General features: G+C 69.3%; 23 protein-coding genes and 6 pseudogenes. 18 read left to right on the top strand and 11 right to left on the bottom strand.

Annotated features, from left to right (window positions below):
* Positions 1-19 precede the first annotated feature (19 nt).
* The 5 genes and pseudogenes from BLQ73_RS23005 to BLQ73_RS22990 all read left to right on the top strand — a co-directional run bounded on the left by BLQ73_RS23005 (position 20) and on the right by BLQ73_RS22990 (position 4,566).
* Positions 20-991 (top strand): helix-turn-helix transcriptional regulator, encoded by a 972-nt coding sequence (locus tag BLQ73_RS23005; protein ID WP_093173245.1) that lies wholly within the window; start codon positions 20-22, stop codon positions 989-991.
* Between the two features lie 369 nt (positions 992-1,360).
* Positions 1,361-2,785, top strand: coding sequence for a rifampin monooxygenase (gene rox, locus BLQ73_RS23000; RefSeq protein ID WP_218125972.1), 1,425 nt, complete (start codon positions 1,361-1,363; stop codon positions 2,783-2,785).
* A gap of 329 nt (positions 2,786-3,114) precedes the next feature.
* Positions 3,115-3,339, top strand: a pseudogene (locus BLQ73_RS35095) (DUF4158 domain-containing protein); the annotation flags it as partial.
* Positions 3,340-3,360: 21 nt separating this feature from the next.
* Positions 3,361-4,089, top strand: coding sequence for a GNAT family N-acetyltransferase (locus BLQ73_RS22995; protein ID WP_420820035.1), 729 nt, complete (start codon positions 3,361-3,363; stop codon positions 4,087-4,089).
* Between the two features lie 249 nt (positions 4,090-4,338).
* Positions 4,339-4,566: a site-specific integrase gene (locus BLQ73_RS22990; RefSeq protein ID WP_093173239.1), complete on the top strand. Its 228-nt coding sequence runs from the start codon at positions 4,339-4,341 to the stop codon at positions 4,564-4,566.
* A gap of 234 nt (positions 4,567-4,800) precedes the next feature.
* On the opposite strand, the gene BLQ73_RS22985 is transcribed toward BLQ73_RS22990, so the two are convergent.
* The gene (locus tag BLQ73_RS22985) at positions 4,801-5,436 is read right to left on the bottom strand and encodes a TetR/AcrR family transcriptional regulator (protein ID WP_093173237.1); all 636 of its coding nucleotides are present in this window, start codon (positions 5,434-5,436) and stop codon (positions 4,801-4,803) included.
* 90 nt (positions 5,437-5,526) lie between these two features.
* Here BLQ73_RS22985 and BLQ73_RS22980 point away from each other — a divergent pair, with 90 nt between their 5' ends.
* Positions 5,527-6,969, top strand: a complete 1,443-nt coding sequence (locus tag BLQ73_RS22980; protein ID WP_093173235.1) for an amidase — start codon at positions 5,527-5,529, stop codon at positions 6,967-6,969.
* A gap of 137 nt (positions 6,970-7,106) precedes the next feature.
* Here BLQ73_RS22980 and BLQ73_RS22975 read toward each other — a convergent pair whose 3' ends face one another.
* Complete coding sequence (locus BLQ73_RS22975; protein ID WP_093173233.1) at positions 7,107-8,276, bottom strand: coiled-coil domain-containing protein; 1,170 nt, start codon at positions 8,274-8,276, stop codon at positions 7,107-7,109.
* Between the two features lie 151 nt (positions 8,277-8,427).
* On the opposite strand from BLQ73_RS22975, the pseudogene BLQ73_RS22970 reads away from it, so the two are divergent.
* Positions 8,428-8,568: pseudogene (locus BLQ73_RS22970) on the top strand (lipase); the annotation flags it as partial.
* A 451-nt stretch (positions 8,569-9,019) separates the two neighbouring features.
* Here BLQ73_RS22970 and BLQ73_RS22965 read toward each other — a convergent pair.
* Positions 9,020-10,264, bottom strand: coding sequence for an MFS transporter (locus BLQ73_RS22965; RefSeq protein ID WP_093173229.1), 1,245 nt, complete (start codon positions 10,262-10,264; stop codon positions 9,020-9,022).
* Between the two features lie 26 nt (positions 10,265-10,290).
* Here BLQ73_RS22965 and BLQ73_RS22960 point away from each other — a divergent pair, with 26 nt between their 5' ends.
* Together BLQ73_RS22960 and BLQ73_RS35090 are read left to right on the top strand one after the other, a co-directional pair.
* Positions 10,291-10,815, top strand: coding sequence for a CGNR zinc finger domain-containing protein (locus tag BLQ73_RS22960; protein ID WP_093173227.1), 525 nt, complete (start codon positions 10,291-10,293; stop codon positions 10,813-10,815).
* 121 nt (positions 10,816-10,936) lie between these two features.
* A pseudogene (locus BLQ73_RS35090) lies at positions 10,937-11,110 on the top strand (zinc finger domain-containing protein); the annotation flags it as partial.
* Positions 11,111-11,201: 91 nt separating this feature from the next.
* On the opposite strand, the pseudogene BLQ73_RS35085 reads toward BLQ73_RS35090, so the two are convergent.
* Together BLQ73_RS35085 and BLQ73_RS22945 are read right to left on the bottom strand one after the other, a co-directional pair.
* Positions 11,202-11,432: pseudogene (locus BLQ73_RS35085) on the bottom strand (DUF4158 domain-containing protein); the annotation flags it as partial.
* Positions 11,419-11,553, bottom strand: a pseudogene (locus BLQ73_RS22945) (IS3-like element ISRhosp5 family transposase); the annotation flags it as partial. The pseudogenes BLQ73_RS35085 and BLQ73_RS22945, both read right to left, overlap by 14 nt.
* Before the next feature lie 120 nt (positions 11,554-11,673).
* Between BLQ73_RS22945 and BLQ73_RS22940 the strand changes: the two are divergent.
* Genes BLQ73_RS22940 through BLQ73_RS34230 form a run of 4 tightly spaced genes read left to right on the top strand, consistent with a single transcriptional unit; the run spans position 11,674 to position 14,635 of the window.
* The gene (locus BLQ73_RS22940) at positions 11,674-12,579 is read left to right on the top strand and encodes a hypothetical protein (protein WP_093173225.1); all 906 of its coding nucleotides are present in this window, start codon (positions 11,674-11,676) and stop codon (positions 12,577-12,579) included.
* Positions 12,576-13,148 (top strand): AAA family ATPase, encoded by a 573-nt coding sequence (locus tag BLQ73_RS22935; RefSeq protein WP_093173223.1) that lies wholly within the window; start codon positions 12,576-12,578, stop codon positions 13,146-13,148. The genes BLQ73_RS22940 and BLQ73_RS22935 overlap by 4 nt, the downstream gene beginning before the upstream one ends.
* Positions 13,149-13,166: 18 nt before the next feature.
* Positions 13,167-14,069 carry a hypothetical protein gene (locus BLQ73_RS22930; protein ID WP_143020389.1) on the top strand — a complete coding sequence of 301 codons (903 nt, stop codon included), beginning with the start codon at positions 13,167-13,169 and terminating at the stop codon, positions 14,067-14,069.
* Entirely contained in the window at positions 14,027-14,635 is a 609-nt protein-coding gene (locus tag BLQ73_RS34230; RefSeq protein WP_245691307.1) for an ASCH domain-containing protein, read from the top strand. Before BLQ73_RS22930 ends, BLQ73_RS34230 begins: the two co-directional genes overlap by 43 nt.
* Positions 14,636-14,718: 83 nt before the next feature.
* Here the strand turns inward: BLQ73_RS34230 and BLQ73_RS22920 are convergent, their stop codons facing one another.
* Positions 14,719-14,919, bottom strand: a complete 201-nt coding sequence (locus BLQ73_RS22920; protein WP_420820033.1) for a Tn3 family transposase — start codon at positions 14,917-14,919, stop codon at positions 14,719-14,721.
* A 588-nt stretch (positions 14,920-15,507) separates the two neighbouring features.
* Between BLQ73_RS22920 and BLQ73_RS22915 the strand changes: the two genes are divergently transcribed.
* The 4 genes from BLQ73_RS22915 to BLQ73_RS22900 all read left to right on the top strand — a co-directional run bounded on the left by BLQ73_RS22915 (position 15,508) and on the right by BLQ73_RS22900 (position 19,939).
* Positions 15,508-16,275, top strand: coding sequence for an ABC transporter ATP-binding protein (locus tag BLQ73_RS22915; RefSeq protein WP_176955611.1), 768 nt, complete (start codon positions 15,508-15,510; stop codon positions 16,273-16,275).
* Complete coding sequence (locus tag BLQ73_RS22910) at positions 16,260-18,062, top strand: hypothetical protein (RefSeq protein WP_093173219.1); 1,803 nt, start codon at positions 16,260-16,262, stop codon at positions 18,060-18,062. The genes BLQ73_RS22915 and BLQ73_RS22910 overlap by 16 nt, the downstream gene beginning before the upstream one ends.
* A gap of 603 nt (positions 18,063-18,665) precedes the next feature.
* Positions 18,666-19,322: a sensor histidine kinase gene (locus tag BLQ73_RS35080; RefSeq protein ID WP_420820034.1), complete on the top strand. Its 657-nt coding sequence runs from the start codon at positions 18,666-18,668 to the stop codon at positions 19,320-19,322.
* Positions 19,319-19,939: a response regulator gene (locus BLQ73_RS22900; protein WP_093173215.1), complete on the top strand. Its 621-nt coding sequence runs from the start codon at positions 19,319-19,321 to the stop codon at positions 19,937-19,939. The genes BLQ73_RS35080 and BLQ73_RS22900 overlap by 4 nt, the downstream gene beginning before the upstream one ends.
* 246 nt (positions 19,940-20,185) lie before the next feature.
* On the opposite strand, the gene BLQ73_RS22895 is transcribed toward BLQ73_RS22900, so the two are convergent.
* On the bottom strand, positions 20,186-20,581 hold the full coding sequence (locus BLQ73_RS22895; RefSeq protein ID WP_218125968.1) for a hypothetical protein: 396 nt from the start codon (positions 20,579-20,581) through the stop codon (positions 20,186-20,188).
* Positions 20,582-20,655: 74 nt separating this feature from the next.
* Positions 20,656-21,099, bottom strand: a complete 444-nt coding sequence (locus BLQ73_RS22890; protein WP_143020388.1) for a hypothetical protein — start codon at positions 21,097-21,099, stop codon at positions 20,656-20,658.
* A gap of 173 nt (positions 21,100-21,272) precedes the next feature.
* On the opposite strand from BLQ73_RS22890, the gene BLQ73_RS22885 reads away from it, so the two are divergent.
* The gene (locus tag BLQ73_RS22885) at positions 21,273-21,617 is read left to right on the top strand and encodes an RNA polymerase sigma factor (protein ID WP_245691305.1); all 345 of its coding nucleotides are present in this window, start codon (positions 21,273-21,275) and stop codon (positions 21,615-21,617) included.
* Here BLQ73_RS22885 and BLQ73_RS22880 read toward each other — a convergent pair.
* The 3 genes and pseudogenes from BLQ73_RS22880 to BLQ73_RS32670 all read right to left on the bottom strand — a co-directional run.
* Positions 21,572-22,690 carry a serine hydrolase domain-containing protein gene (locus BLQ73_RS22880; protein ID WP_093173210.1) on the bottom strand — a complete coding sequence of 373 codons (1,119 nt, stop codon included), beginning with the start codon at positions 22,688-22,690 and terminating at the stop codon, positions 21,572-21,574. The genes BLQ73_RS22885 and BLQ73_RS22880 overlap by 46 nt on opposite strands.
* Positions 22,687-22,815 carry a hypothetical protein gene (locus tag BLQ73_RS34690; RefSeq protein ID WP_275936313.1) on the bottom strand — a complete coding sequence of 43 codons (129 nt, stop codon included), beginning with the start codon at positions 22,813-22,815 and terminating at the stop codon, positions 22,687-22,689. The genes BLQ73_RS22880 and BLQ73_RS34690 overlap by 4 nt, the downstream gene beginning before the upstream one ends.
* A gap of 69 nt (positions 22,816-22,884) precedes the next feature.
* A pseudogene (locus BLQ73_RS32670) lies at positions 22,885-23,367 on the bottom strand (FAD-containing monooxygenase EthA); the annotation flags it as partial.

Below are 23,367 nucleotides of genomic sequence, written 5' to 3'. Positions count from 1 at the left end.
TGTCAGTAGATTACGGGGTATGCGGGCGAGCCGACTCATGGCGATCTTGTTGATGCTCCAGGCGCGTGACCACTTGACCGCGCGGGAGCTGGCCGAGCGGCTGGAGGTGTCCGAGCGGACGATCTACCGCGACATCGAGTCGCTGAGCACGGCGGGCGTCCCGGTGTACGGACAGGCCGGGCATCGGGGCGGCTTCCGCCTGCTCGACGGCTACCGGACCCGGCTGACCGGACTGACCGGCCAGGAGGCCGAAGCGCTGTTCCTCACCGGGCTGCCCGCCGCGGCCGCTGATCTGGGTCTGGGCACGGCCGTGGCGGCAGCGGAGGTCAAGCTGGCGGCCACGCTGCCGGAGCAAGTGCGTGACCGCGGCGAGCAGCTTCGTCGGCGGTTCCACGTGGACACCTCATCCTGGTACCAGGACGGGGATCCGGTGCCGCACCTGCCGGAGATGGCGAGGGCGGTGCGACTCCAACGCCGGGTCCGCGTCCGGTACCTGCGCTGGGAGCAACCGCACGAGGTCGAGCGCACCGTGGAGCCGTACGGGCTCGTCCTGAAGGGCGGCCGATGGTATGCGGTGGTGCGCAAGCACGGGGTGTTCCGGACCTATCGAGTCTCGCGCGTCGTGGATCTGACGGTGCTGGAAGAGGAGTTCGAACGGCACGAGGATTTCGATCTCCCCTCGTACTGGCGAACCTATATCGCCGACTTCGACGTCAGGAGGCACCGGGGCCGGGTCGTCGTACGGCTGTCGCCGACAGGCGTGGAGCGGCTGTCGCACCTGGAGGACGCGGTCACAGTCCAGGCCCTGCTCGGCTCCTCGACGGCAGAGCCGGACGGGTGGACACGTGTAGAGCTTCCTGTCGAGTCCGATGAGCAGGCGATCTCCGACCTGCTCCGGCTGGGGCCGGACGCCGTGATCGTCGCCCCGGAACGGCTCCGTGCGCGGATGGCGACGGTGTTGACGGCCGCTGCCGCCCGCTATGCCGGTTGACGGCGCCGGATTCGCCCTGCAGCCGTACGGGCCCGTTTGGAGTCGTGATTCACGTGGCTGGGAAATGATTGGACGGGGTGATGCCCGGGCTTGTAGCTTGCAGTTGACCGTGACACCGCCTGAGGAGGTGAGACCCATGAACGCTGTATCGATGTGGGTGCTCCCCCTTCCCGTCACGGCCGGGCGATTGACGTAGGTGTCGCCGGGAGCGCCTCGCTGACAAGGCACTCCCGAAAGGCAACACCTATGCATTCTCTGCAGGTCACCGCCGAGCCGCCGTCGAACGACAGGGGCGAGCGTGACTCCACGGTGGGCGACGCCCCCGGAGCTCTCCAGTCGCCGGCCTCCGGCGCCGATCACACGCCCCTCATCTTCGATGTGATCATCGCCGGGTGCGGGCCGACCGGCGCGATGCTGGCCGCCGAACTGCGGCTGCATGATGTGCGGGTACTCGTTCTGGAGAAGGAGACCGAGCCCGTGTCGTTCGTCCGCATCGTCGGTCTGCATATCCGCAGTCTCGAGCTGATGGCGATGCGCGGACTGCTGGATCGCGTTCTCCAGCATGGAAGGCGGCGTCCGGCCGGCGGTTTCTTCGCCGCCATCCCCAAACCCGTGCCCAAGGGCCTGGATTCCGCGTACTCCTATCTGCTGGGCATCCCGCAGCCGGTCATCGAACATCTGCTTGAAGAGCGTGCGACCGCGCTGGGGGCGCAGGTCCGGCGCGGTTGCGCGGTCGCCGGTTTCGAGCAGGACGACGAGGGCGTGACCGTCGAGCTGGCCGACGGGGAGCAGTTGCGTTCGCGTTACCTCGTCGGCTGTGACGGCGGGCGCAGTACGGTGCGCAAACTGCTCGGCGTCGGCTTCCCCGGCGAGCCCTCGCGGGCCGAGACGCTGATGGGCGAGATGGAAGTGGGCGTGCCGCAGGAGGAGATCGCGGCCAAGGTGACCGAAATCCGCGAGCCCCATCACCGATTCTGGCTCCGGCCCTTCGACCAAGGGGTCTATAGCGTCCTGGTCCCCGCCGCGGGAGTCAGCGACCGCGCGGAACCGCCCACCCTTGAGGATTTCAAACAACAGTTGCGCACCATCGCCGGAACCGATTTCGGCGTGCACTCCCCGCGCTGGCTGTCCCGCTTCGGGGATGCCACCCGGCTGGCCGAACGTTATCGGCTCGGGCGGGTGCTGCTGGCCGGCGATGCGGCGCACATCCACCCACCCATCGGCGGGCAGGGCCTCAACCTAGGTGTTCAGGACGCATTCAACCTCGGCTGGAAACTGGCCGCACAGATCCGCGGCTGGGCCCCGGAAACACTGCTGGACACCTACCCGGCCGAACGTCGTCCGGTCGCCGCGGATGTGCTGGACAACACCCGAGCCCAGATAGAACTGCTGTCCACCGAACCGGGCCCGCAGGCCGTGCGCAGGCTGCTCACCGAACTGATGGACTTCAACGAGGTGAACCGCCATCTGATGGAGAAAATCACCGCGATCGGCATCCGCTACGACTTCGGCGCAGGCCCCGACCTGCTCGGCCGCCGCCTGCGCGACATCGACGTGAAACAGGGCCGCCTCTACGGTCTGCTGCACCGCGGTCGCGGCCTGCTGCTGGACCGCACGGAACGCCTGACCGTCGGCGGCTGGTCAGACCGGGTCGACTACCTCGCGGATCCCGCTGCGGAGCTGGATGTCCCGTGCGTCCTGCTACGCCCTGACGGCCATGTCGCCTGGATCGGTGACGATCAGCGGGACCTGGACGACCACCTCTCCCGCTGGTTCGGCAAGCCCGCCGACTGATTACGATCGCGTCGTCGTAGTCCGATGCGGCGGCGTCCCGTCGCGGGCTGGCGGACGGTCAGCCCGTATTCGGGAGCCTCACACTGAGTTTCGTGGCGCGGGTCGAACAGGGCCTCGTAGGCGCTGAAGGGGCGATTGGGCGACAGCACGTGAAATCCGGGGGCAATCCCTGCGGTCTGATCACGGTGGGAGGTCCGGGGTTGAGGAACGAGGGGACAGCCGTTGGCGCTGAGAGCGATCATGGACTGCAGAAGAGCGAAATATTCTCGACTGTAACGTGTTAATCACTCTGAGCTGATAGTGATTGTTCTGTCCATACCGTGCGAGCTATGCCTGCGGAATTTCTGTCTGACGAGCAGAGGGTGGCCTACGGGACATTTGCCGAGATGCCATCACTGTCGGACTTGGAGAAGTTCTTCTTCCTGGACAGCTTCGACCGGAATGTGATCGCCCAGTCGAGGGCCGATTCTCACCGGCTGGGCGTTGCCGTTCAGATCGGGACAGTTCGATACAAGGGGCTATTCCTCGAGGATCCGCTGGCGGTGCCGTGGCCGGCAGCCCGTGGTCAACCGGTCATGGGACCGGGGATATTGGGCACCCCGGCGAACACCGGCCACCGGATCCGGCGCGGTGGCAGGATGGTCAACATGTCTGACGAAAGTCCAGTCGTGACGCTCTCCGACGGCCTGGTCACCCTGCGGCCTTGGTCCAGAGATGACGTCCGGTTCATGGCCGAAGCAAGCGCCGACCCAGCGATCCGGCGCTATAACGGTGGACACGACCGGCTGGGGCACCCGACGCCGCCGCTGTCGACCACGGACGCTGAGGGCGTGATCGACCAGATCGGGTTGAACTGGCGCGCGTTTGCTGCGACTGGGACGCCCTCTGGTGTTGCGTTCGCAATCCTCGACACCAGATCCGGCGAACTGGTCGGCTGCTGTGGCGTCGACGACTGGTCCAACGAGGACGTAGCACAGTTCGGTTACTGGATCGCACCAGATGCGAGAGGTCGCGGCTGTGCGACTCGAGCGGCGATCCTGCTCACCCGCTGGCTGTTCGACATGGGAGCAGCTCGCGTCTTCCTGACTATTGTCGCGGGCAACGAGGCTTCAGTCGCTGTGGCTCGCCGAGCCGGGTTCGTGTATGAGGGGACGATGCGCGCACACAGCGTTTGGCAGGGCAAGCGCTACGACGTGATGTGGTTCGCTGCGCTGCCGCTCGAGTGGGCAATGCGCCAGTCGGACGAAGAAACCACAACGCGCGACAAGGCGTCGCCTCTGCCGGCGACAGGGGGCGCTTTCTGACGCGGCGATCAACTGAACATTCGGGCCGGTCTTCCTCGAGGATCTCGAAGCGGAACTCTGCACGATGCCCGGTGAAGTAGGAACCCGGATGGATGGTGTTCAGCGCTGACGAGAAGGGTTGCTTGATAACCTCTGTTATCGGGCAGGATAGCGATCACCGGCGTAGCGTGAGCTGGGCGGCCGTCGCCCGACACTCGGGCTTCGTTTCCCGGTTATCTGGCAACTTCGCGAGTGGTGGAGGTCGGTGCGGTGGATCCGGTCCTCGCCGAGCAGCTCGGCCGCTCCCACCCGCTCGCCCGCCATCTCAACGACTTCCTCACCGACCTGGCCAACGCCGGCGTCTCCATCGAGGCCGTGCGCCGCCGCCTCGGGCACGCCTCCACCGAAACCACCCAGCTGTATGCGTTGTTGGACGACAAGGTCGCCGACGCCGAGATCCGCGCCGCACGCCGCCGCCGGGACCGGGCAACGAGCTGAGGAAGCTTCGCAACCAGGAGCAGCCTCAGCTCACCGCGATCAAGATCCTTCTCAGCGCCAACCGCTGTCCGCCGGTTCCTCGACCCCGAGGTCGCGCCAGCGTTCGGCCGACGCCAGAGCGTCCAGGCTGATCCGTTCCAGGAACGCACCGTCCCTGGCCAGGCGGCGTCCGCGGGCGTGTCGAGCCCGAGCCTCTGCCCCGCCGCCTTCGCTATCTCATGAGCGCCCTGGGTGTCAGACGGCCTTTCGGGGGCGGGTGCTTCGGAGGCGTTCCCAGAGGCCGACCAGATGCGCGTGCAGGACTTCCTCGGCTTCCTCTGCGGTCAAGCGGCCTATGAGTACGTGGGTGGTGAGACCGTCGGCGAGGGCGAGCAGAGTGCAAGCCTCGTGCTCCGGGTTGAGCGGCGTAGCGCCTTCGTCTGCCGACCCGCTCTCGGTGGCCTCCGTGATGAGGCGGACGAGGAGGTTCTGGAGGGCCGCGTAGCTGGTCCTCAGCGGGCCGGCGAGTGGCTCGCTGACAGCGGCCTGAGCGACGAACGCGAGCCAGATCCGTGCTTCGGCGCGGCGTTCTTCGCGGAGCAGGGCGATCTCGTCGGCCGCATGGCCCAGGGCGGCGGCGGCTGACTGGGCCGGGCTTGCGGCCAGGCGAGTCCTCACGCGTTCGGTGATGCGGTCGCCGACGTGGTCGACGGCGAAGAGGAGCATCTCCCCCTTGCTGCGGAAGCAGCGCTGAACCGCGCCCAGGGAGACCTGCGCGCGGGCGGCGACGTCGCGCATGCTCACTCCCTCCGGTCCGTGTTCATCGGCGAGGAGGCAGACGGCCTCGGCGATCCGGCGGCGTCGGCTTTCGTAGTCCACCTGCTTGGGCATGCTCGGTCGGCCTCCTTATTCCAATACGATCGTATCGTTTCTGGGCTATGGTTCGGACACAAGCACTTCGGCATGTGGACGGAAAGCACAATGATCAGACAGAACGCTCTCTGGGCAATGACGGCCGCCGCACAGGCGGAGGCGATCCGAGGCGGAGACATATCGGCGGTCGAACTGGTCGACAGCCACCTGGAACGCATCGCCGAGGTCAACCCACAGGTCAACGCGGTCACGCAGCTGTTGGCTGAGCGAGCCCGCGAGGCCGCGGCACGCACGGACCAGCGGCGAGCAGCGGGCGAAGAACTCGGGCCGCTGGCCGGCGTGCCGTTCACGGTGAAGGAGACCACCGCCGTCGAAGGCGTGCCGACCACACTCGGAACGGCACGCTTCCGCGACCTGGTGGCTCCGGCCGACGCACCACCTGTGGCCCGGCTCCGTGCGGCGGGAGCCATACCGATCGGCCACAGCAACATACCCACCCTGGTCCTGGCCGGGATGCACACCCGCAGCGAGTTGTTCGGCGACACCGTCAACCCGTGGAACCGGAGCCGAACCCCGGGCGGCAGCAGCGGCGGTGACGGAGTGGCCGTCGCCACCGGCATGGCCGCACTCGGACTCGGCAACGATTCCGGCGGATCAGTACGGATCCCGGCCTCGTTCTGCGGCGTGACGGGGCTGAAACCGACCACCGGGCGGTTCCCCGCCGACCACCGCGTCCTCGGCCCGGATGACCCGGGACCAGCCTCACAGATGCTGATCACCGACGGGCCCCTGGCCCGGACGGTCGCCGACCTGCGGTTGGCATACGAGGTGCTGGCCGGGACCGACCCGCGGGACCCGCGGGCCGTGCCAGTGCCCCTCTACGGCAAGCCGCTGCCGGGACCGATCAGGGTCGCGGCCGTAGCCGACCCCGGCGGCCACGGCGTCGATCCCTCGGTCCGCGCGGCTGTCACGGCTGCGGCCGACGCGTTGCGCGACGCCGGGTACGACGTGCGGGAGATGGCGGATGTTCCGCGGTTGGACGAGGCACTCGAGGCGTACGGCCGGATCACCGTGACCGAATTCGCGCCGACGTGGCCAGTGGTGCGGAAACTGCTCGGCGAAGGCGGAGACCGCTACATCCAGATGGCGATGGAGAAAACTCCTCCTGCGAACGCCGCAGAACTCACCAAGCTGATGGGGACCTGGCTCAGCATCCGCCGCTCCTGGGCGGAGTTCCTCGACGAGTTCCCGCTGCTGCTCGGACCGGTGTTCACAGAGCCGCCCGTCGAGCCGGGCCTGGAGTCACGCGACGAAGCGGGACGGGAACGGGTAGCCAAGAGCATGCGCCTGTGCACGGTGACCAGCTTTGTGGGCCTTCCTGCGGTCGCCGTACCGACCGGAGTCAGCGACGGACTGCCGTCCGGCGTACAGATCGTCGGGCGCGCGTTCCGGGAAGACCTGTGCCTGGCTGCCGCCCAGGCGATCGAGGACCGCCACGGCGTGCTCTCGCCGATCGACCCTCGCCCGGAAGTCCCGGCTGCCGCGCGGTAGACGGTGCTACGACAGGGGCAGAGAGACGGCCAGGGGGCGACGGGCGGCGCGTAGGGAGGCGGCATCCGCACTGTGCCGATCGCGGGTTTCTTCCCGGTCGAAGTGTCGGTAAAAGGTCACACCTGCTCTGCCCCCGCTCAAGGCGCGCGCAGCTCCGCCGCGACCGCCCGCTCTCGCAGCTCGGATGCCTCTGCGCGCAGCGACTCGACCTGCGCGCGCAGGTCGGCGGCCCGGGCCTGCTCCAAGGCCAGCTCCATGGTGAGCCGGTCGCGTTCGGTGGCGGCAGCCGTACGGCTGCGCTCGGCCTCGGCCACGCGCTCACGTTCGGCCTCGACACGGCGGTCAGCGTCCTGTACGGCTGCCGCCACCCGCTCGGCCGCCTCCCGCTCTACGCGCTCGGCCCGCCGTACGGCTTCCGCCTCGCGAGCGCGCGCCTCCGCGCGGTCGGCGACGGCGGTCTCGCGGGCCTGCTCGGCGGCCTGGGTGCGGTCGAGAGCGCGGTCGCGTTCGGCCTCGGCGGCCTGGGCGCGGGCGATCGACGCGGCGGTCGCCTGCTCGGCCTCGGCCCGCATGCGCGCCGCAAGCTGAGAGCCCTTGACCGCCTTGTCCCGGTCATCCTCCGCCTTGCGCGCCGTGTCCTCCGCCGCGGAGGCGCGCTCTGTGGCCTGGGCGCTTTCGGCGAGCGCGGCGTCCAGCCGCGTGGTCATCTCCTCCACCACCTCGACTCGGGCCCGCTCCGCGGCCTCGGCCCGTCGCAGCGCCTCCTCCGCCGACTGCTTGGCCTGCCGCTGCGTCAGGGCCGCCTCGTGCAGCGCCGCCAGCGCCTGCTCGCGTGCCCTCTCCGCGTCCGCCATCGCCGTGTCCCGCTCCGCGCCGGCCTCCTCGACCCGGACGGCCATCTCCTCGACCTGCGTCCGCGCCTGCTCGGCCTCCTCGCGCGCCAGCCGTACCTGCTCGAACGCCTGCTCCCGCTCCGCGCGGGCGATCGCGACCCGGGTGTGCGCCTCGGCCTGCACCGCGCTGAGTTTGGCCTCCACTCCCGACGGGCTCAACTCGTCGGCCAGCACCACCGCCAACGGCTCGATGGCTGCGGCGAATCCTTTCTCCATCCGCTCATAGAGCTCCTCCGCGCGCGCCAGCGCGCCCTCCAGCCCCGGCGTCGCCCGCCGCATCTCCCGGTCGCGTTTGGCCGCCGCCTGGCAATCCCCCTGGGGGCAGTACGTCTTCGGCCGCCCCCGGCCACCCCGCTGCTCGATCGGTGCACCGCAGTGCGCGCACGGCCGCACCGTCTTCGTCTCCTCAGCCACGGCAGCCACTCTAGCATTTTTTGATTTTCTGGAAATCATAAATCAAAAAAGCTGATCCGTTGCGTCTGATCCGCTGCAAGCAACTCACGAGATTGTTGATTCCCGCAAGTTACACCATGTGATGATCTTGCTACGAGGCGAGCGCTCACGTCCTATCGAGATCTGGCTCCCGCACGCGGAGATCACCGAGGTCATCGCCATGCGCACCGACACCCCCGTCGAGCCGGCCCCGAAGACCGGGCGCCGGGTGTGGCTGCACCACGGCAGCTCCATCGGCCACGGATCCAAGGCCGTCTTGGGGTGCCGGTAAGAACGCTGCCATGAGCCCCAAACGGCGTTGATCTTGTTGTGACCTGCGTAGGTGATGCTGAGCGGGCATGACACGCCCTCCGCTTCACATCGACGAACTCGTCGAGCACTGGACGATCTTGGACGAGGAGCGCGACCTCGTCGCCGGAAAGCGCGGCGCAACGCGACTCGCCTTTGGGATCTTGCTGAAGTTCTACACGCAGTACGGCCGGTTTCCGCGAGGACGCTCTGAGCTGCCTGACGAGGCGGTTGAGCACGTGCGCCGCCCTCGGGCATCCGGAAGACCCTCGTGGCCAAGCGCCTGCCTCTCGGCGAAACCACCGGTCCAGTCCAGACAGGCGCTCGGGCGTAGATCACGGCTTGGGCTGGGTCGCCCGATGGGCGTGGACCCGGCAGGCGGTCGAGCAGTACCGGCGTTGCCGTCCCGTGGAGGGCTAGCCCGCGCGGAGTTCCGCCTTGGCCGTGACCGCCAGGGCGACGATGGTCAGCAGGGAAAGCAGTGCCCAGGCCGGGGTGAAGCTGCTGGTGAGGTCGACCAGCAGGCCCAGCACGGGCGGCACCGTGACGATGGCGATCTGGTTGACGGACATGGCCAGACCCAGGGCGAAGCCGGTCTTGCCCGGTGGAGCCGCTTCGGTGACGTAGGCGACCCACGGGCCGTACCAGCCGAATCCGAAGAAGCCGAGCCAGACAAAGACGCCGGAAGCGACGACCGGTGCCCGCCCGGCCGGTGTCATCAGCACGACCATCCCGGCGATCACAGCGACCATGCAGACCAGCACGATGGCATAGCGCCCGGAACCGCTCCGGTCGCTCCAAGCCGCCAGGCATATCCGGCCCGCAACGCCCGCGCCCTGGGAGGCCACCAGGACCAGAGCGGCCTGTCCGGCGCCGACCGATGACGCCTGATGGAGGTGGAGCACCGTCAGGATACCCACGCCGTACTGCACCGAGATCAGGCTGGTCCCCGACAGCATGATCTTCACCGTGGACGGTTCACGGAGCATTCGCAGCCGGGCGCGGAGTTGCACCGCGAGCGGGTCCGACGGCTTCTTGTCCTGCGGGGCAAGCGCGGCGGGCGGGCGGCGGTAGCAGCCCATGAAGAGGCCGGCTCCCAGCAGCGCGACGAAGCCGCCGGTCAGCAGCGTCGCCCGCCAGCCGAACTCCTCAGCGACGAACGGCAGTACGGCTGAGGCGAGCGCCGCTCCCAGCGGCAGCCCGGCCTGCCGGATGCCCATCGCGACGCCGCGCTGTGACGCATCGAACCAGGAGGCCACCGACTTGCTCCCACCCGGCTGGACGGTGCTGTATCCCGTACCGACCACCAGGAGCGCGACCAGCAGGGCCGCGTACCCCGGAGCCAGGCTCCCCGCGCCCAGGGCCAGCGCGACCACGCCGGCCCCGATCCCGACCACCCAGCGCTCGCTGTAGCGGTCAAGGAGCTCGCCGGCCACCAACAGGCCTGCCAGTGGCACCAGTTGGGCTGCCGAAACGAGCAGACCCAGCTGCGCCGTGCTCAGGCTCAGGGCACTCTGCAAATGGACGCCGAGCGCTCCGAGGCCGCCCACGAAGAAGCCGGATGCGGCCTGGGTGAAGGTGGCGATGCCCAGCACGATCCAGCGATAGCGCCACGGGTTGCGGGCCTGGGATCCGGCGAGTCCGGCGGCTTGTTGTGTCATGCCGACAACGTTGATGTAATGGTCTCATGCAGCTCAACCCTTACGGCGAGGACGCGGTGAACCTGGCCGCGGACCTGGCCAACCGCCGGCCTGAGAGCGCAGTTGAGCTGGCAGACCGCTGCCGCGCCGCCGGGCTCACGCTGGAACGCCGGGTGACAGCGGACGATCTCAGCCGCTGCCAGGCCGCACTGAACGCCTGGGAGCGGATCGTCGACGCGGCCGGAGAGCAGGAGCGCGCCGATCTGCTGAACCGGATGCTGGCCGAGGCAGCCGCCTACCCGCGACTGATCTCCCACCCCGGTACCGGTTGGCATCTGCACTACCGGGACGCGGAACAGCCGCTCGGCTCCGTGCTGTTCACACTGTTCGCGGTCGGTACCGCACTGCATCTGGCGGGCCGGGGCATGCACCGGCTGCGGCGCTGCGAGGTGATCGAGTGCGGCAGGGCCTTCGCCGACACCTCGCGGACCGGACGACAGCGCTACTGCTCACATCGCTGCGCCAATCGCGACGCCGTACGCAGACACCGGGCACGAGCCGCGGTCACCTGACCAGCCGCCGAGGTCGTTTCATAGGTGGTCGCTCGTGAAACAGTCGGACGGCCGACCCTCCACCTGCGCCGATCATGTTTCATGAGTTGTTGCAAAACTACTGGGATCCTGAAACACCCTCATGAAACAGTCTGGGCTCGTGAGCGACGACTTCAGGCGCGTGGAATCGCACGACTGCCCGATGTCCACCTGCGCCGTCCCGGCCGGCTCCCCGTGCCGCACCGGCAAGGGCAGGGTGGCCATCCAGTACCACACCGCCCGCTTCCGCCTCGTCCCCTCGCTGGCGAAGGCGCCGAACGTCCCGACCCCGGCCGTACGCAAGCCGGGGTCCGCCTGGACCGAACTGCCCCGCCCGGCGAACGCCAACGCCGAGCCGACCGGGCACGTAGCAGCACCCGATGCCGCCGCAGCCACGCCACCGACTGCTCGAACAACGCCACCGGCCCCTCGGCGTGGGTCCACGCCCGGCCGTGTAAGAAGATCCGGAACTGGCGCGTCAGCTGCCGCTCGCTCTAGCTGTTGGTGTCATCGAAGGTGTGGTAGCCGTAGGCGTCCCGGATCATCCACGCGTGCTCGTACGTCGTCTTGGGCCGCTCGGCGTACTTCTTGACCTGCGATCGCGTTCAACGACTCGGCGGCGCTGTTGTCGGCACTCGAACCCACCGCGCCACGCGAGCGGACGACCCCGAGCCGTCGGCAGGCCCGCTCGAACTCCTCTGAGCAGTACTGCGCCCCGTGATTCTCAACACCCTGCACCTCTTCACGGCTTCTCGCTAGTGGGCATTTTGTGGGTAGATCAGTGGGCATTTCGTGGGGGTGATGTGTGACACTGGGACCATGCCCCCTTCATCGACACCTGTGAACGATCAGGCCGACACGCTCGCCGAGGAGATGCGAGCGATCGTCCGGGCCGGGCTGCCAATTCGGCCGCAGCGGCTCGGAACCCGATTGCTTGCCCTGCCGGGTGTGCGGGCGCGGGCGGCCGACCCCGATGATCCGGCGAGCCGGGCCCGGGCCCTGGACGCCGCGGTGCGCGAGGAACTCGACCGGCTGGAGAGCACCGGGCTCACTGCCGCCGCGCGGCTGCTGTTCGGCGCCGACCCGGTCACGTCCGGGGCGAAGTTGACCGCGCGCCGCGCCGCCGCCGCCGAGGCCTCCCGCTACGAGGTCCACCACTTCCGCAAGCGGATCGAACCGAAGATCTGCGCCTTGGTCGCCTGGCAGTTGCGGAGCTCCAGCGAGGCCGCCCTTCAGGCGCTCCCGGCCGCGCCGCCGCTCCACCCGTCGGGACGTCCGCTCATCCTGCCGGCGGACGTGTTCGCGTGGGAGGCTGCCGAGCACCAGCACACGATCGCCGCCCTGTGGGGGGCGGTATACCTGCTGCGCGCCGAACTACTGACCGTCGCCCGGCTTGCCAGCATGCACGCCCCGGCCCGTGAGAGTGATCGGGCGGCTGACCTGGCGCTGTGGCGGCACGCTCAGGTCCTCGCGGCGACCGCCACCTACCGGGCCGCCTACGGCGCGGTCCTCCTGCACACCGCGTCCGACCTCGCTCCCGAGCAGATCGGCGCGTCCGCCGGATGGACCCCGGCCCTCACCCCCGCCCAGGTGCTTCTGCTCACCGAACTCGGCGGCCCTGAGGACGGATTCGCCGCCTTCACCGCACGGCTCACGCAGGCCTCCGGCGGTGCCGACCTCGCCGCCACCTGGCGACGATCCCTCACCGGCCGTACCGGCCCCGACCAGGAAGAACTCAACGAATGAGTCTCGATCAGCTCCTCAACCCGAACACCCCGCCGCGCCGGTATGTCATCACCGGCGGCCCGTCCTCGGGGAAGGAGGCCGTGTTCGGCCTGCTCCACAACAGGGAGGTCCCTTCCACCGAGAGCGAGCCGGCGCGGGAGATCTACCGCAAACACCGCGACCGGCTCGGCCGCCATCTCCAGGTCGCCGACCGGCAGGAATACTCCCGCGACGTCCTGGCGGCGTTCGTCGCGGAGTTCTGCGACCACAAGAGCGGCCTGCGGTTCTACAACCGTGGCATCCCCGACGGGTATGGGTGGGACGCCTTCTTCGGACTACGTCCCTACCCCGAACTGGAGGAGGCGACCCGGATCTACCGGTACGACGCGGTGTTCGTGCTCGACGCCCTGGACGACTTCGACTCCGAGGACGACCTGGTGTGGGCCAAAGAACGCGAGATACGCCGCGTCCACGAACTGATCATCCAGGGCTACTACGACGCCGGCTACAAGCCGATCTTCGTCCCCGCCGACGAGCCGGGCCGCCGCATCGACTTCATCCTCGCCCAGCTTCCCGTCCTCCTCGTCTGACCCGAGAGGCCCCCGCCGATGAACGGTCATAGCGACAGCGTGGAGATCGTCAGCCCGAATAACGTCCTGGCCAACGCGATGCTGCGGGCGGTGGACATGGTCCGCCCCCGCCTGCAGGCCACCAACCCCGACCGGGTCGCCTTCTCGGTGGGAACCCAGATCAACGGCGCCCCGCACTTGGGGACGTCGCTGGTGCAGACAGCGGCGTTCCTGCTCGCCAAGCAGACAAAACGCGCGTTCGGTGTCGACACGATCGTCCGGTTCGGGGCACTCGACAACGCGCCCTACGACATCCGGCTCGACCCCGAGACCCACCACGCGTACCAGCAGACCTACGTTCACGCTCTCGGCCCGGACGGGGTGGACGACCTGCTCGGCAAGTACTACCGGGCGATGTTCGACTCCCTCGCCGACGCCACCGGCGTCGACTACGAGATCGAGACCTACTCCGCTCAGCAGGCCGACCCCGCCTTCCGGCACGAGTTCCTCGCCACCCTCGGGCGTCTCGACCAGATCCGCTGGCCGCTCGCGCCCTCCCACGGCCAAGTCCACCTTCGGCTGCCGTGCCCGCAGTGCGGGTGGGCGGAGAAGCGCGCCGAACGCACCCGGCTGCTGCGGACCGGGTCCGGCGGGGCGGGCTTCGCGGCGGTCTGCACCGACCACGGCGACTATGAGGTCGCGGTCACCGCCGACACCGACGCCTACCTCGATCTCGCGACCCTCTACCGGAACCTGGTGAAGGAGCGGATGGCGGTCCGTGACCACGTCACCTTGTCGGTGATGGTCAAGGCGGCGACTGGGCCTACGGCTGCCAGCCCGTCGATGAAGCGTTCGCCCAACTGCCCGGCCTCGCCCCGCCACCGCGCGTGTTCACCCCGATGGTCCTCACCGACACCGGCGCGAAACTCTCGAAATCCCTGATCAGGGACGGCAGGGTCGCTCCGCCACCCGGCGCCCGCCCCTGGATGCTGGACGTCACCGACTGGGACGGCGACACCGACTGGGACGGCGACACCGACTCCTTCGTCGACGCCATGGTCTGGCTCGTCGGCAAGATGCTCGCCGACCCCAAGCACTTCTACCGCTCCTACACCACCGCTGAACTGGACAGGATCATGACCGGCCGACCCGCCACCACCACGACCCCGCGCGCCCGCGAGATGAACCTCTACCGCCGCTACTTTGACCTCGTCGCCGCCGGAACCAAGACCATTGAGGTCCGCGTCCAGTACCCCAACCTCCGCACCCTCGCCGCCGGCGACCACATCCGCTTCGTCTGTGGCCGCGACGACGCCCTCACCCGCGTCAAGCGAGTCGCCCGCTACGCCAGCTTCGAGGAGATGCTCGACACCGAAGGTCCCGAGCGCGTCAACCCCACCAGCACCCGCGACCAGCAGCTCGCCAACATCCGCCGCATCTACGGCCCCGAGAAAGAAGCCCTCGGCGTCCTGGCGATCGAGATCGAGCTGGTCAACGACCCCTCCTAACCTCACCTGAAGCAGGCGGCCAGCGATCATGTAAATCGCTGGCCGCCGCTTTTCGTCCCCCGACGTTAGCCTCGGCGTCCCGTTCAGGCCCAGTCGCGGTCGGCTTCGTCGGGAAGGTCAGGGATCTGCCCGAGGTCGCGGAGTCCCTGGGTGGGCGCGGAGGCGGTGATGGCATAGCGGCCCAGGAAGTTGATGTGGGCGTGGCCGAGGGGGCTGAGCCGGGCGACGTCCTCGTCCTTGACGGGCACGCCCTGAGCGCGGAGCTGGTCGACGGCGGCCGACAATTGCGCCGCGCCGGGCTGATCAGCCTGGTGGCCACCAGCAGCGCGAACAGATCGAGCGCGTCATCGATCGCCTCGGCCTCCAACGACCGGGTCACCGCCACCAGAGTCGCCGTCCGCCGCGGCTCCAACAGCTTGGCGAAGATCGTAGCGGAGCGACAACAACCGCCCAAGAACCGTGCACAGCACCGAGCTGCGGGTTAACCACCATATCCGCGTCAATCCGGGTACAAGATCAATCTCAGCGATAACTACTGCCTCAACCCCCAGCGCCTCACGCATCCGGTCGGCTCGGCGCTCCCGTTCGCACACCTGGGTGGCCAGCCAGCGCCACGGATTCAGGTCTCTCTTCTACGCTCAAGAACGTCGCCCACGCCGAAAGCGGGCGCGACGCTATGGGCTTGACACGGAGCTGCGCCTGTTCCGCGTCTGTCGAGCCAGCCGACCATGGGCCGGTGGACAGCGGCGCTGGGACCCGCACCACGGGCCAGCCGCCCTCCCTGCATCAACCGATCGGTTGATGCAGGAATCCACCATCCCGCTCTCCGGCCGGACGATCCGCCCCCCCACTCCCCGCGCGATTCTCAAGGCATGCCAACACACCGGGAGCCCGCCCTGCGCACCGTCGGACTCCGCAAAGCCTTCGGCGACCACGAGGCCGTCGACGACATCCACCTCACTGTCCCCGCCGGATCCTTCTACGGCCTGGTCGGTCCCAACGGTGCCGGAAAGACCACCACCCTCGCGATGGCCGTCGGCCTGCTGCGCCCCGACGCCGGCACCGCCGAGATCTTCGGCGTCGACGTCTGGCGCGACACCGTCCAGGCCAAGGGACTGATCGGCGTCCTGCCCGACGGCAACGCCATGCCGGAGCGCCTCACCGGCCGCGAGGTCCTCACCTACCTCGGCCTGCTGCGCGGCATCCCTCACGACACCGTCGCGGAACGCACCGACGAACTCCTCCAGGTCCTCGAACTCGACACCGCCGAGCGGACCCTGGTCATCGAATACTCCACCGGCATGCGCAAGAAGATCGGCCTGGCCGTCGCCCTCCTGCACGCCCCCCGCCTGCTCGTCCTGGACGAGCCCTTCGAGGCCGTCGACCCCGTCTCCGCCGCCACCATCCGCACCATCCTGCGCAGGTTCGTCGGCAGTGGCGGCTCGGTGATCATCTCCAGCCACGTCATGGCCCTCGTCGAGCAGCTCTGCGACCACGTGGGCGTCATCTCCGACGGCCGCGTCATGGCCGCCGGCCCCCTCGCCGATGTCCGCGGCGCAGGAACCCTCGAAGACGCCTTCGTCGACCTCGTCGGCGCCCGCACCGGAGGAACGGAGGGACTGGCGTGGCTCACCTCCTGACCCCCGGCCCGGCCGCCCTGGCAAAGCTCATGATCCGCATGCGGCTGACGCTCATGCGCAACTCCCTGGGCGGCGACGACGCCGCCAACCTCTACACCGGCGTCTCCGTCGGACTGATCCTGGCCGCCGGAACCATCGCCGTGGCCGTCCTATGGCCCGCCTATCTCCCCCTCGCCCTTGCCGCCTGGCTGTCCGGCTGGATCTTCGGCCCCATCCTCATCGGCGGCGGCAACGAGACCCTGCGCCCCGAATACTTCGCCATGCTCCCGGCCACCCCGCGCCGGACCGCCGCGGCCCTGCTCGCCGGAGCCTTCGCGGGCCCCGCACCCGCCGTCAACCTCATCGCCCTGCTCTCCCTGCCCGTGTACGGCTGGCGCCACGGCCCGGCCGGTGTCCTCATCGGACTGGTCGCGGCCGTCATCACGCTCATCACCATGGTGATGATCTCCCGAGTCGTCGTCGCGCTCATCGGCCTGTTCGTCAGGTCCCGCGCCACCGCGGCCTCCGTCGGTGTCGTCGCCGGCACCGCCATCGCCCTGTGCAGCAATGGCTGGGCACCCGTCGCGGCCCTCGGCGGCGACACCGCCGCCTGGTCCCACCATCTGGTGCGCGCCCTGCCCTCTGGATGGGGCGTCGCCGCGATCGAGGCCCCCTGGCCCCTGGCCCTGGCGATCCTCGCCGCCAACGCCGGCCTCATCGCCCTCCTGCTGGCCTCCTGGGCCACCCTGCTGTCACGACGCGTCGTCTCGGCCGCCCGCGGCGGCGTGCCACCGCGCCGCGGCGCGCCCCGCCCCTTCCCCACCACCGGAGGCGCCCGCGTCTCCGCCGCCAAGGAACTGCGCGCCTGGTGGCGCGACCTCGTCCGCATCCAACTGCTCGGCACCGCCTTCTCATTCGCCCTCGTCTTCCCCTTCCTGCTCGTCCCCCTCGATGCCTGGGTCGTGGTCCCTTTCACCGGCCTCATCGCGATCGTGATGGCCGCCGCCTCCTCGGCCAACCTCTACGGCGCCGACGGCACCGCCCTCTGGCTCACCCTCATGACCCCCGGCGCGGAACGCGCCGACGTCCGCGGCCGGCAACTGGCCTGGTTCCTCATCGTCGGCCCCGCCGCCATCGCCCTCTCCCTGGCCGGAACCCTCATCAGCGGCGAGCCCTGGGCCTGGCCCTGGGTCCTCGGCCTGCTCCCCGCCCTCCTCGGCGGCGGCGCCGGGATCATCGTCCTGCTCGCCGTCACCTCGCTCGTCCCCGGCACCGACCCGCACAAGCGGGGCGGCAACCCGCTCAGCACCGGCGCCGACGAGACCGCCGAGACCAGCCTCGCCTGGCTCGTACTCATCGCCCTCCCGTCCATTGCCCTCCCCACAGCAGGCGCCATCCTCCTCAACCCCTGGGCGGGCGTCGCCAGCGGCGTTCTCACAGGCGCCCTCAGCGCCTGGGGCCTGGGCAGGATCGCCTACCGCAGGCTCGAGAACCACGGGACCGAGCTGCTCAACCTCATGAAGCACGGCCCCGCGCCCCAGGCTGGCAAGCCCACTACCGCCGACCTCCCCGTCGTGCACCGCATCGGCGTCACCGTCTGCTACCTCACCGCCTGGCTGCCCCTCTTCCCCCAGGGGGTCGTCCCCATGGTCATGAAGATCTTCGGCATCGCGGATCCCGGGTGGTTCCTCGCCCTTCATCTCCCGCCCATCTGGCAATGGCCCACCATCATCTTCATGATCGCCCTAGGGCTGCTCATGTACGGCTACGCCATCCTGATCCCTATGCGCCTAAACTCGCCCTCATAGGCCGCCACCAGGTGAAAGCTGTCCATACCCGCGAGGGAGAGCACGCTCCGGATGAACGACCCCTTTCCGCCTTCGGCCTGGGAGCAACGCTTCGAGCGCGTCATCGAGATCGTCCCCTACATCACCCTCGCCGCTTCCCTGGTCTTCAGCCTGGCCTCACCTGACCAGCCGGAAGGCGGGATCCCCCGAACTCTCGCGCTCACCGCCCTGGCCCTCGCCTGGATTCTCGGCGCCCACACCCTCCTGCCCGCGGCCCTGCGCGGACGTCGGGTCGTCGTCACCGTTCACTTCGTCGGCGTCCTGGCCACCGCCGCACTGCTCGCCTTCCACGACCCCATCTTCCTCATCTACTGCATCTCCGGCTTCTTCCTCGCCGCCAACTTCGCTCCCTCCACGTGGACCTTCGCCGCCGTCGCCGCCACCTCCTTCGTCCTGTACGGCTCGACGCTCGACTGGGCCCAGGCCACCATCCAGCTGATCGCCTTCTACTTGGCGATCATCGCCCTGCAGACCGTCGCCATCGGCGGCGGCTCCATCGCAGGCATCAAGATCGAGGACCGGCAACGCAAATACCGCAAAGCAGTCAACGACCTCCAGACCGCCATGGAGGAGAACGCCGACCTCCACGCCCAGCTCCTCACCCAAGCCCACCAGGCCGGCATCCTCGACGAACGCCAGCGCATGGCACGCGAGATCCACGACACCCTCGCCCAAGGCCTCACCGGCATCATCACCCAGCTCCGCGCCGCCCAACGTGTCGAGGACTCCGACACCCACGTCGAACTCGCGCTCAACCTCGCCCAGGACAGCCTCACCGAAGCCCGTCGCTCCGCCTCCGCCCTCCAGCCCCACCAGCTCGAGGACGCCCACCTTCCCGAAGCCATGACTACCCTGGCCCGCAACTGGAGCCAGAGCACCGGCGTCGACCTCCACGTCGAAGTGACCGGCGACCGCGTCCCCCTCAGCCCAGCCATCGAGGTCACCCTCTTCCGTGTCGCCCAGGAAGCCCTCGCCAACGTCGCCAAACACGCGGGCGCCACCCGCGCCGGCCTCACCCTGTCCTACACCGGCACTGTCGTCCTGCTCGACATCCGCGACAACGGCACCGGCATCCACAACCCCAACGGCAAAGGATTCGGCCTCAGCAGCATGAGACAACGCCTACGCGGCGTCGGCGGCTCCCTCGAAATCGAGAGCACGCCCGGCGAGGGCACCGCCGTCAGCGCCACCGTCCCCGCGCTCCAAGGAAACCCCCAGTGATCCGCCTCCTCCTCGTCGACGATCACCCCATCGTCCGCGACGGCCTGCGCGCCGCCTTCGAAACCGAACCCGACATCGATGTCGCCGGAGAAGCCGCCAACGGCCGCGAAGGCATCGACCGCGCCGCCGCACTCGAGGTCGACATCGTCCTCATGGACCTGCGCATGCCCGAAATGGACGGCGTCACCGCCATCACCGCCCTGCGCCACTCCCACCCTCACATCAAGGTCCTCGTCCTGACCACCTTCGACGGCGACTCCGACGTCCTGCCCGCCATCGAAGCCGGCGCCACCGGCTACCTCCTCAAAGACGCCCCCACCGACGAACTCCTGCGCGCCGTCCGCGCCGCCGCCGCGGGCGAGCCGGTCCTGTCCCCCTCGGTCGCCGGCCGCCTGATGGACCAGGTACGCCGACCGGTCAAGGCTGCCCTCACCGACCGCGAACTGCAGGTCCTCGCCCTCGTCGCTGACGGCGCCTCCAATCGCCAGGCGGCCGCCAAACTCTTCATCAGCGAGGCCAGCATCAAGACCCACCTGCTGCACATCTACGACAAACTCGGCGTCCGCGACCGTGCCGCCGCTGTCGGCGAGGGGTATCGACGCGGTTTGCTCAGTTAGTCGACCAACCACCCGCCGTACAGAGCCCATCCCCGCCTGCCTGCAGGAACGGCGCAGGTGGCGGCTGGTGGGGGCCAGCCTTACCAACAGGCCGAGTCGCACACCGGGGACATCGCGGTGGCCGGGAACGCATCGCGACGATCTTGAAGGTGCACTGGGTGATCGAAAATAGGCTCCACTTCGTCCGGGACACCGCTTTCCGCGAGGACGCCTCCAAGATCCGCACTTCGACACTACGGGACGGTCTCAGCCGTATCGCTCGACGAGCGCGTTGCCGATCGAGGTCAGGTGGTCTCGCACACCCGGAGGGCCGGTCACCTCGAGCCATTCGACCAGCCCGGCAAGCTCGCTGGCGAGCGCGTACTCGTTGTGGCCGCGGATCACGACCTCGATGCGGCCGTCGGTCGTGGAACCTCCCACCTCGAGCCGACCGCCGAGCACCATCCGGAGCAGGCCTATCCCGTGGGGCGCGCATACCGCCTGGATCTCGAGGGGCGTTCGCTTGCGGTCGACCTCGGCGGGGGTGCACAGCGCGAAATCCGGGTTGTGGGCGTCGGCGAAGACCGCGAACTCCTCGGGCCCGGCCGCGCCCGACAGCCAGCGCTCGATCACCCGGTGATGCCGCACCACCTCGGTCTCCATCGCACCCAGCCCAGAGCCCGGTTCCGTGCCCATCCCCGTGCCCATCCCCGGTCCCATATCCGGTCCCGTACCCGTCACGGCGTCGTCGTCCTGGAGCGGGCCGCGATCCAGGTGCGCAGCGGGGTGAGGCGGACGCCCAGCCGTTCGGCCGCCGACGGGTCGGTGGCATAGAAGCGGTCGTCGGCGGCCGGGCCGTGGGCCCAGCGATAGGTGGCCGCGACGCCCTCGGCGGTGTCCGGGCCGAGCAGGCGGGCCAGGCCGGCTGCGACGTCCACGTCCTGTTCGACGTAGCGGATCCCGGGCCCGAACGCGGCCGCCAACTCCGGCCCGGTCACCGCGTCGGGGCCGCCGAGGTCGAGGGTGATGCCGGCCAGGCCGTCCGCGGTGAGGGCGGCGGTGGTCGCGGCGGCCAGGTCGGCGTGGCTCAGCCAGGCCACGGGCAACGCAGCGGGCAGCGGGTAGCGGTTAGCTATCTGCGCGACCGTTGCCAGAGGTCCTGATGGACGGTCGCCACTCAAGATTCCTCACCGCAGGTCAGCCCCAGGGTCGTAAGGACGAAGCTCTGGCACAGGACAGCGGATCCGCTCCGATCGGTTCAGTCGTTTCTGCCTGGCCTGAAATTCTGCCGTCGGCCGCGGACACGTAGGAAGTGAAAGCCCGCAGCGTTCGAAAGGCCTGATGAGGATGACGCGTGAGTGAACAAGACGACCGGTTCCGGTTTGAGGCGGTGTACCGGCGAACCTATGAGCAGATCCTCGGATATGCCGTGCGGAGGTGTTCCTCTCCCGAGGACGCCGCCGACGTTGTGGCCGAGACCTATGTGATCGCCTGGCGGCGGATAACCGAGCTCCCCGACGGCGAGGCCGGCAAGCTCTGGCTGTACGGCGTGGCCCGGCGGGTCCTGGCCAACCACCGCCGAAGCGAGCAGCGCAGGCTCACCACCACCTTTGACCAGTGTGTCTGCCGTAAATTTGGGGCCCACATGTCGGATCAGGCGCCGATGACGCTGGTCACCGCGTCCAGCAGGACTCGGTGACGCGCGTCGCTCAGGGCATCGGCAGGCATGGTCCGCGGGAGGAAGGCCAGCGCCAGCTCACGACGGGGATCGCCGAGGCCGAGCGCGCCGCCGATTCCCGGATGCCCGAACGCCGTGGGCGAACCCAGCCGCCAGGCGGGGCTGGGCAGGGCAAAGCCGCACCCGTAAGCCGCGGGCAGGCCCAGGACCCGATCCCGGCCAGCGGTTCGCAGGCGTACGGCGGTGCGCCAGGTTCCCTCGCTCACCAGCGCACCCGCAAGGAGCAGCGCGTACAACCTGGCCAGCGCCGAGGCGGTGGCCAGGCCGTTGGCGGCGGGAAGATGCGCGGCAAGGGTCTCTGGCCGGCTCATCCACACGTCGGGAGGTTCAGTGAGCGCTCCTCCCACCGTCATCGCCTCCCACAGCGGCGTTCCGGCCCGCGCGAACACGGCGGTGGCCATCCTGACCGTGAACGGGATCCGGGCCGCGGCGTGCACAGGCACGGGCGGTCGGCCCGCCTGCCCACCACCAATGCTGATCGCCAGGTCCTGCGGCCGGCACACCAGCTCGTCGAGCACGTCGCCGAGCCGCCCGCCGGTGATGCGGCGGACCAGCTCGTCGGCGAGCGTGCCCCAGGTGACCGCGTGATACCCGGGCCGGCCCGCAGGCCGCAAGGGCCATCGTGGGGACTCGGCCGCCAGGACATCGGCGAGCGGTCGTCCTTCGAGCACCTCGGCGAGGGTGGCACCCTGCTTGGGCGCAATGAGCCCGGCCTGATGGCTCAGCAGCTGCGCGACCGTGATCCCGGACTTGCCGCAGCGGCCGAACTCGGGCCAGTACCTGGCCACGGGGGCCTCGACGTCGAGCTCACCGCGGTCGGTGAGCACCGCCAGGCAGACGGAGGCGATGCCTTTGGAGGCGGAGAAGAGCACCTGCCGGGTGTCCGGACCGTGGCTGCCGCCGTAGAGGTCGACGACGGTCGAGCCCCGGTGGATGATGTGCAGCCCTGCGCCGATCTCCCCCGGCCCGCTCATAACCTTGGCGAAGGCGTCGCAAACCGGTTGCCAGCCGGGGGCGACCTCGCCGCGGATCACGGGGTCACCCCCGTGTCGATGGGAGCGTGATCCGCCCTGACGACCTCGGCGATACCGATCCGGGGCGGGCCGCAGTAGACGGCCAGGTCGAGGTCGATGATCACCGGCTGGGCCAGTCCGCGCACCCGGTGAGCGTCGCGACCACCGGTCGGCCCATCGCGGCGGCGCCGTTCAAGGAGATCACGCGGTTGCCGCTACCCACCGAAGACCATCTCCTTGCCGATGTCGAGGAACGCGAAGCGCATCCGGTCGATCACATAGTTGTCGGTGATCGCCCACGGGTCGCGTTCGCCCTGCCGGGGGAACAGATGTCCGTCGCGCTGGACATAGGTGGAGGTCAAGCCGAGCAGTGGGCTGCGGGCGCTCTCGCGCGGGAAAGCCGGCATCGCGGTCTTCAGGCCGTGGCGCCTCAGGTGCCGAAGCAGCCGGACGACGTAGCGGGAGGACAGGTCGGCCCGCAGCGTCCACGAGGCGTTGGTGTAGCCGACACAGAAGGCCAGGTTGGGCACGCCGCTGAGCATCAGCCCGCGGTAGGCGGTGGTATCGGCCAGGTCGATCGCCTCCCCGCCCATCGACAGCCTGATCGCGCCGAGGGGGACCAGCGACAGTCCTGTCGCGGAGACGACCACGTCGGCGTGTATCTCGTCGCCGGACTCCAGCGCGATCCCGTGCTCCAC

The sequence above is a fragment of the Sinosporangium album genome, assembly GCF_900100605.1.
GTDB classification, from domain to species: domain Bacteria; phylum Actinomycetota; class Actinomycetes; order Streptosporangiales; family Streptosporangiaceae; genus Sinosporangium; species Sinosporangium album.
This window is presented reverse-complemented; position numbering and strand designations above follow the sequence as displayed.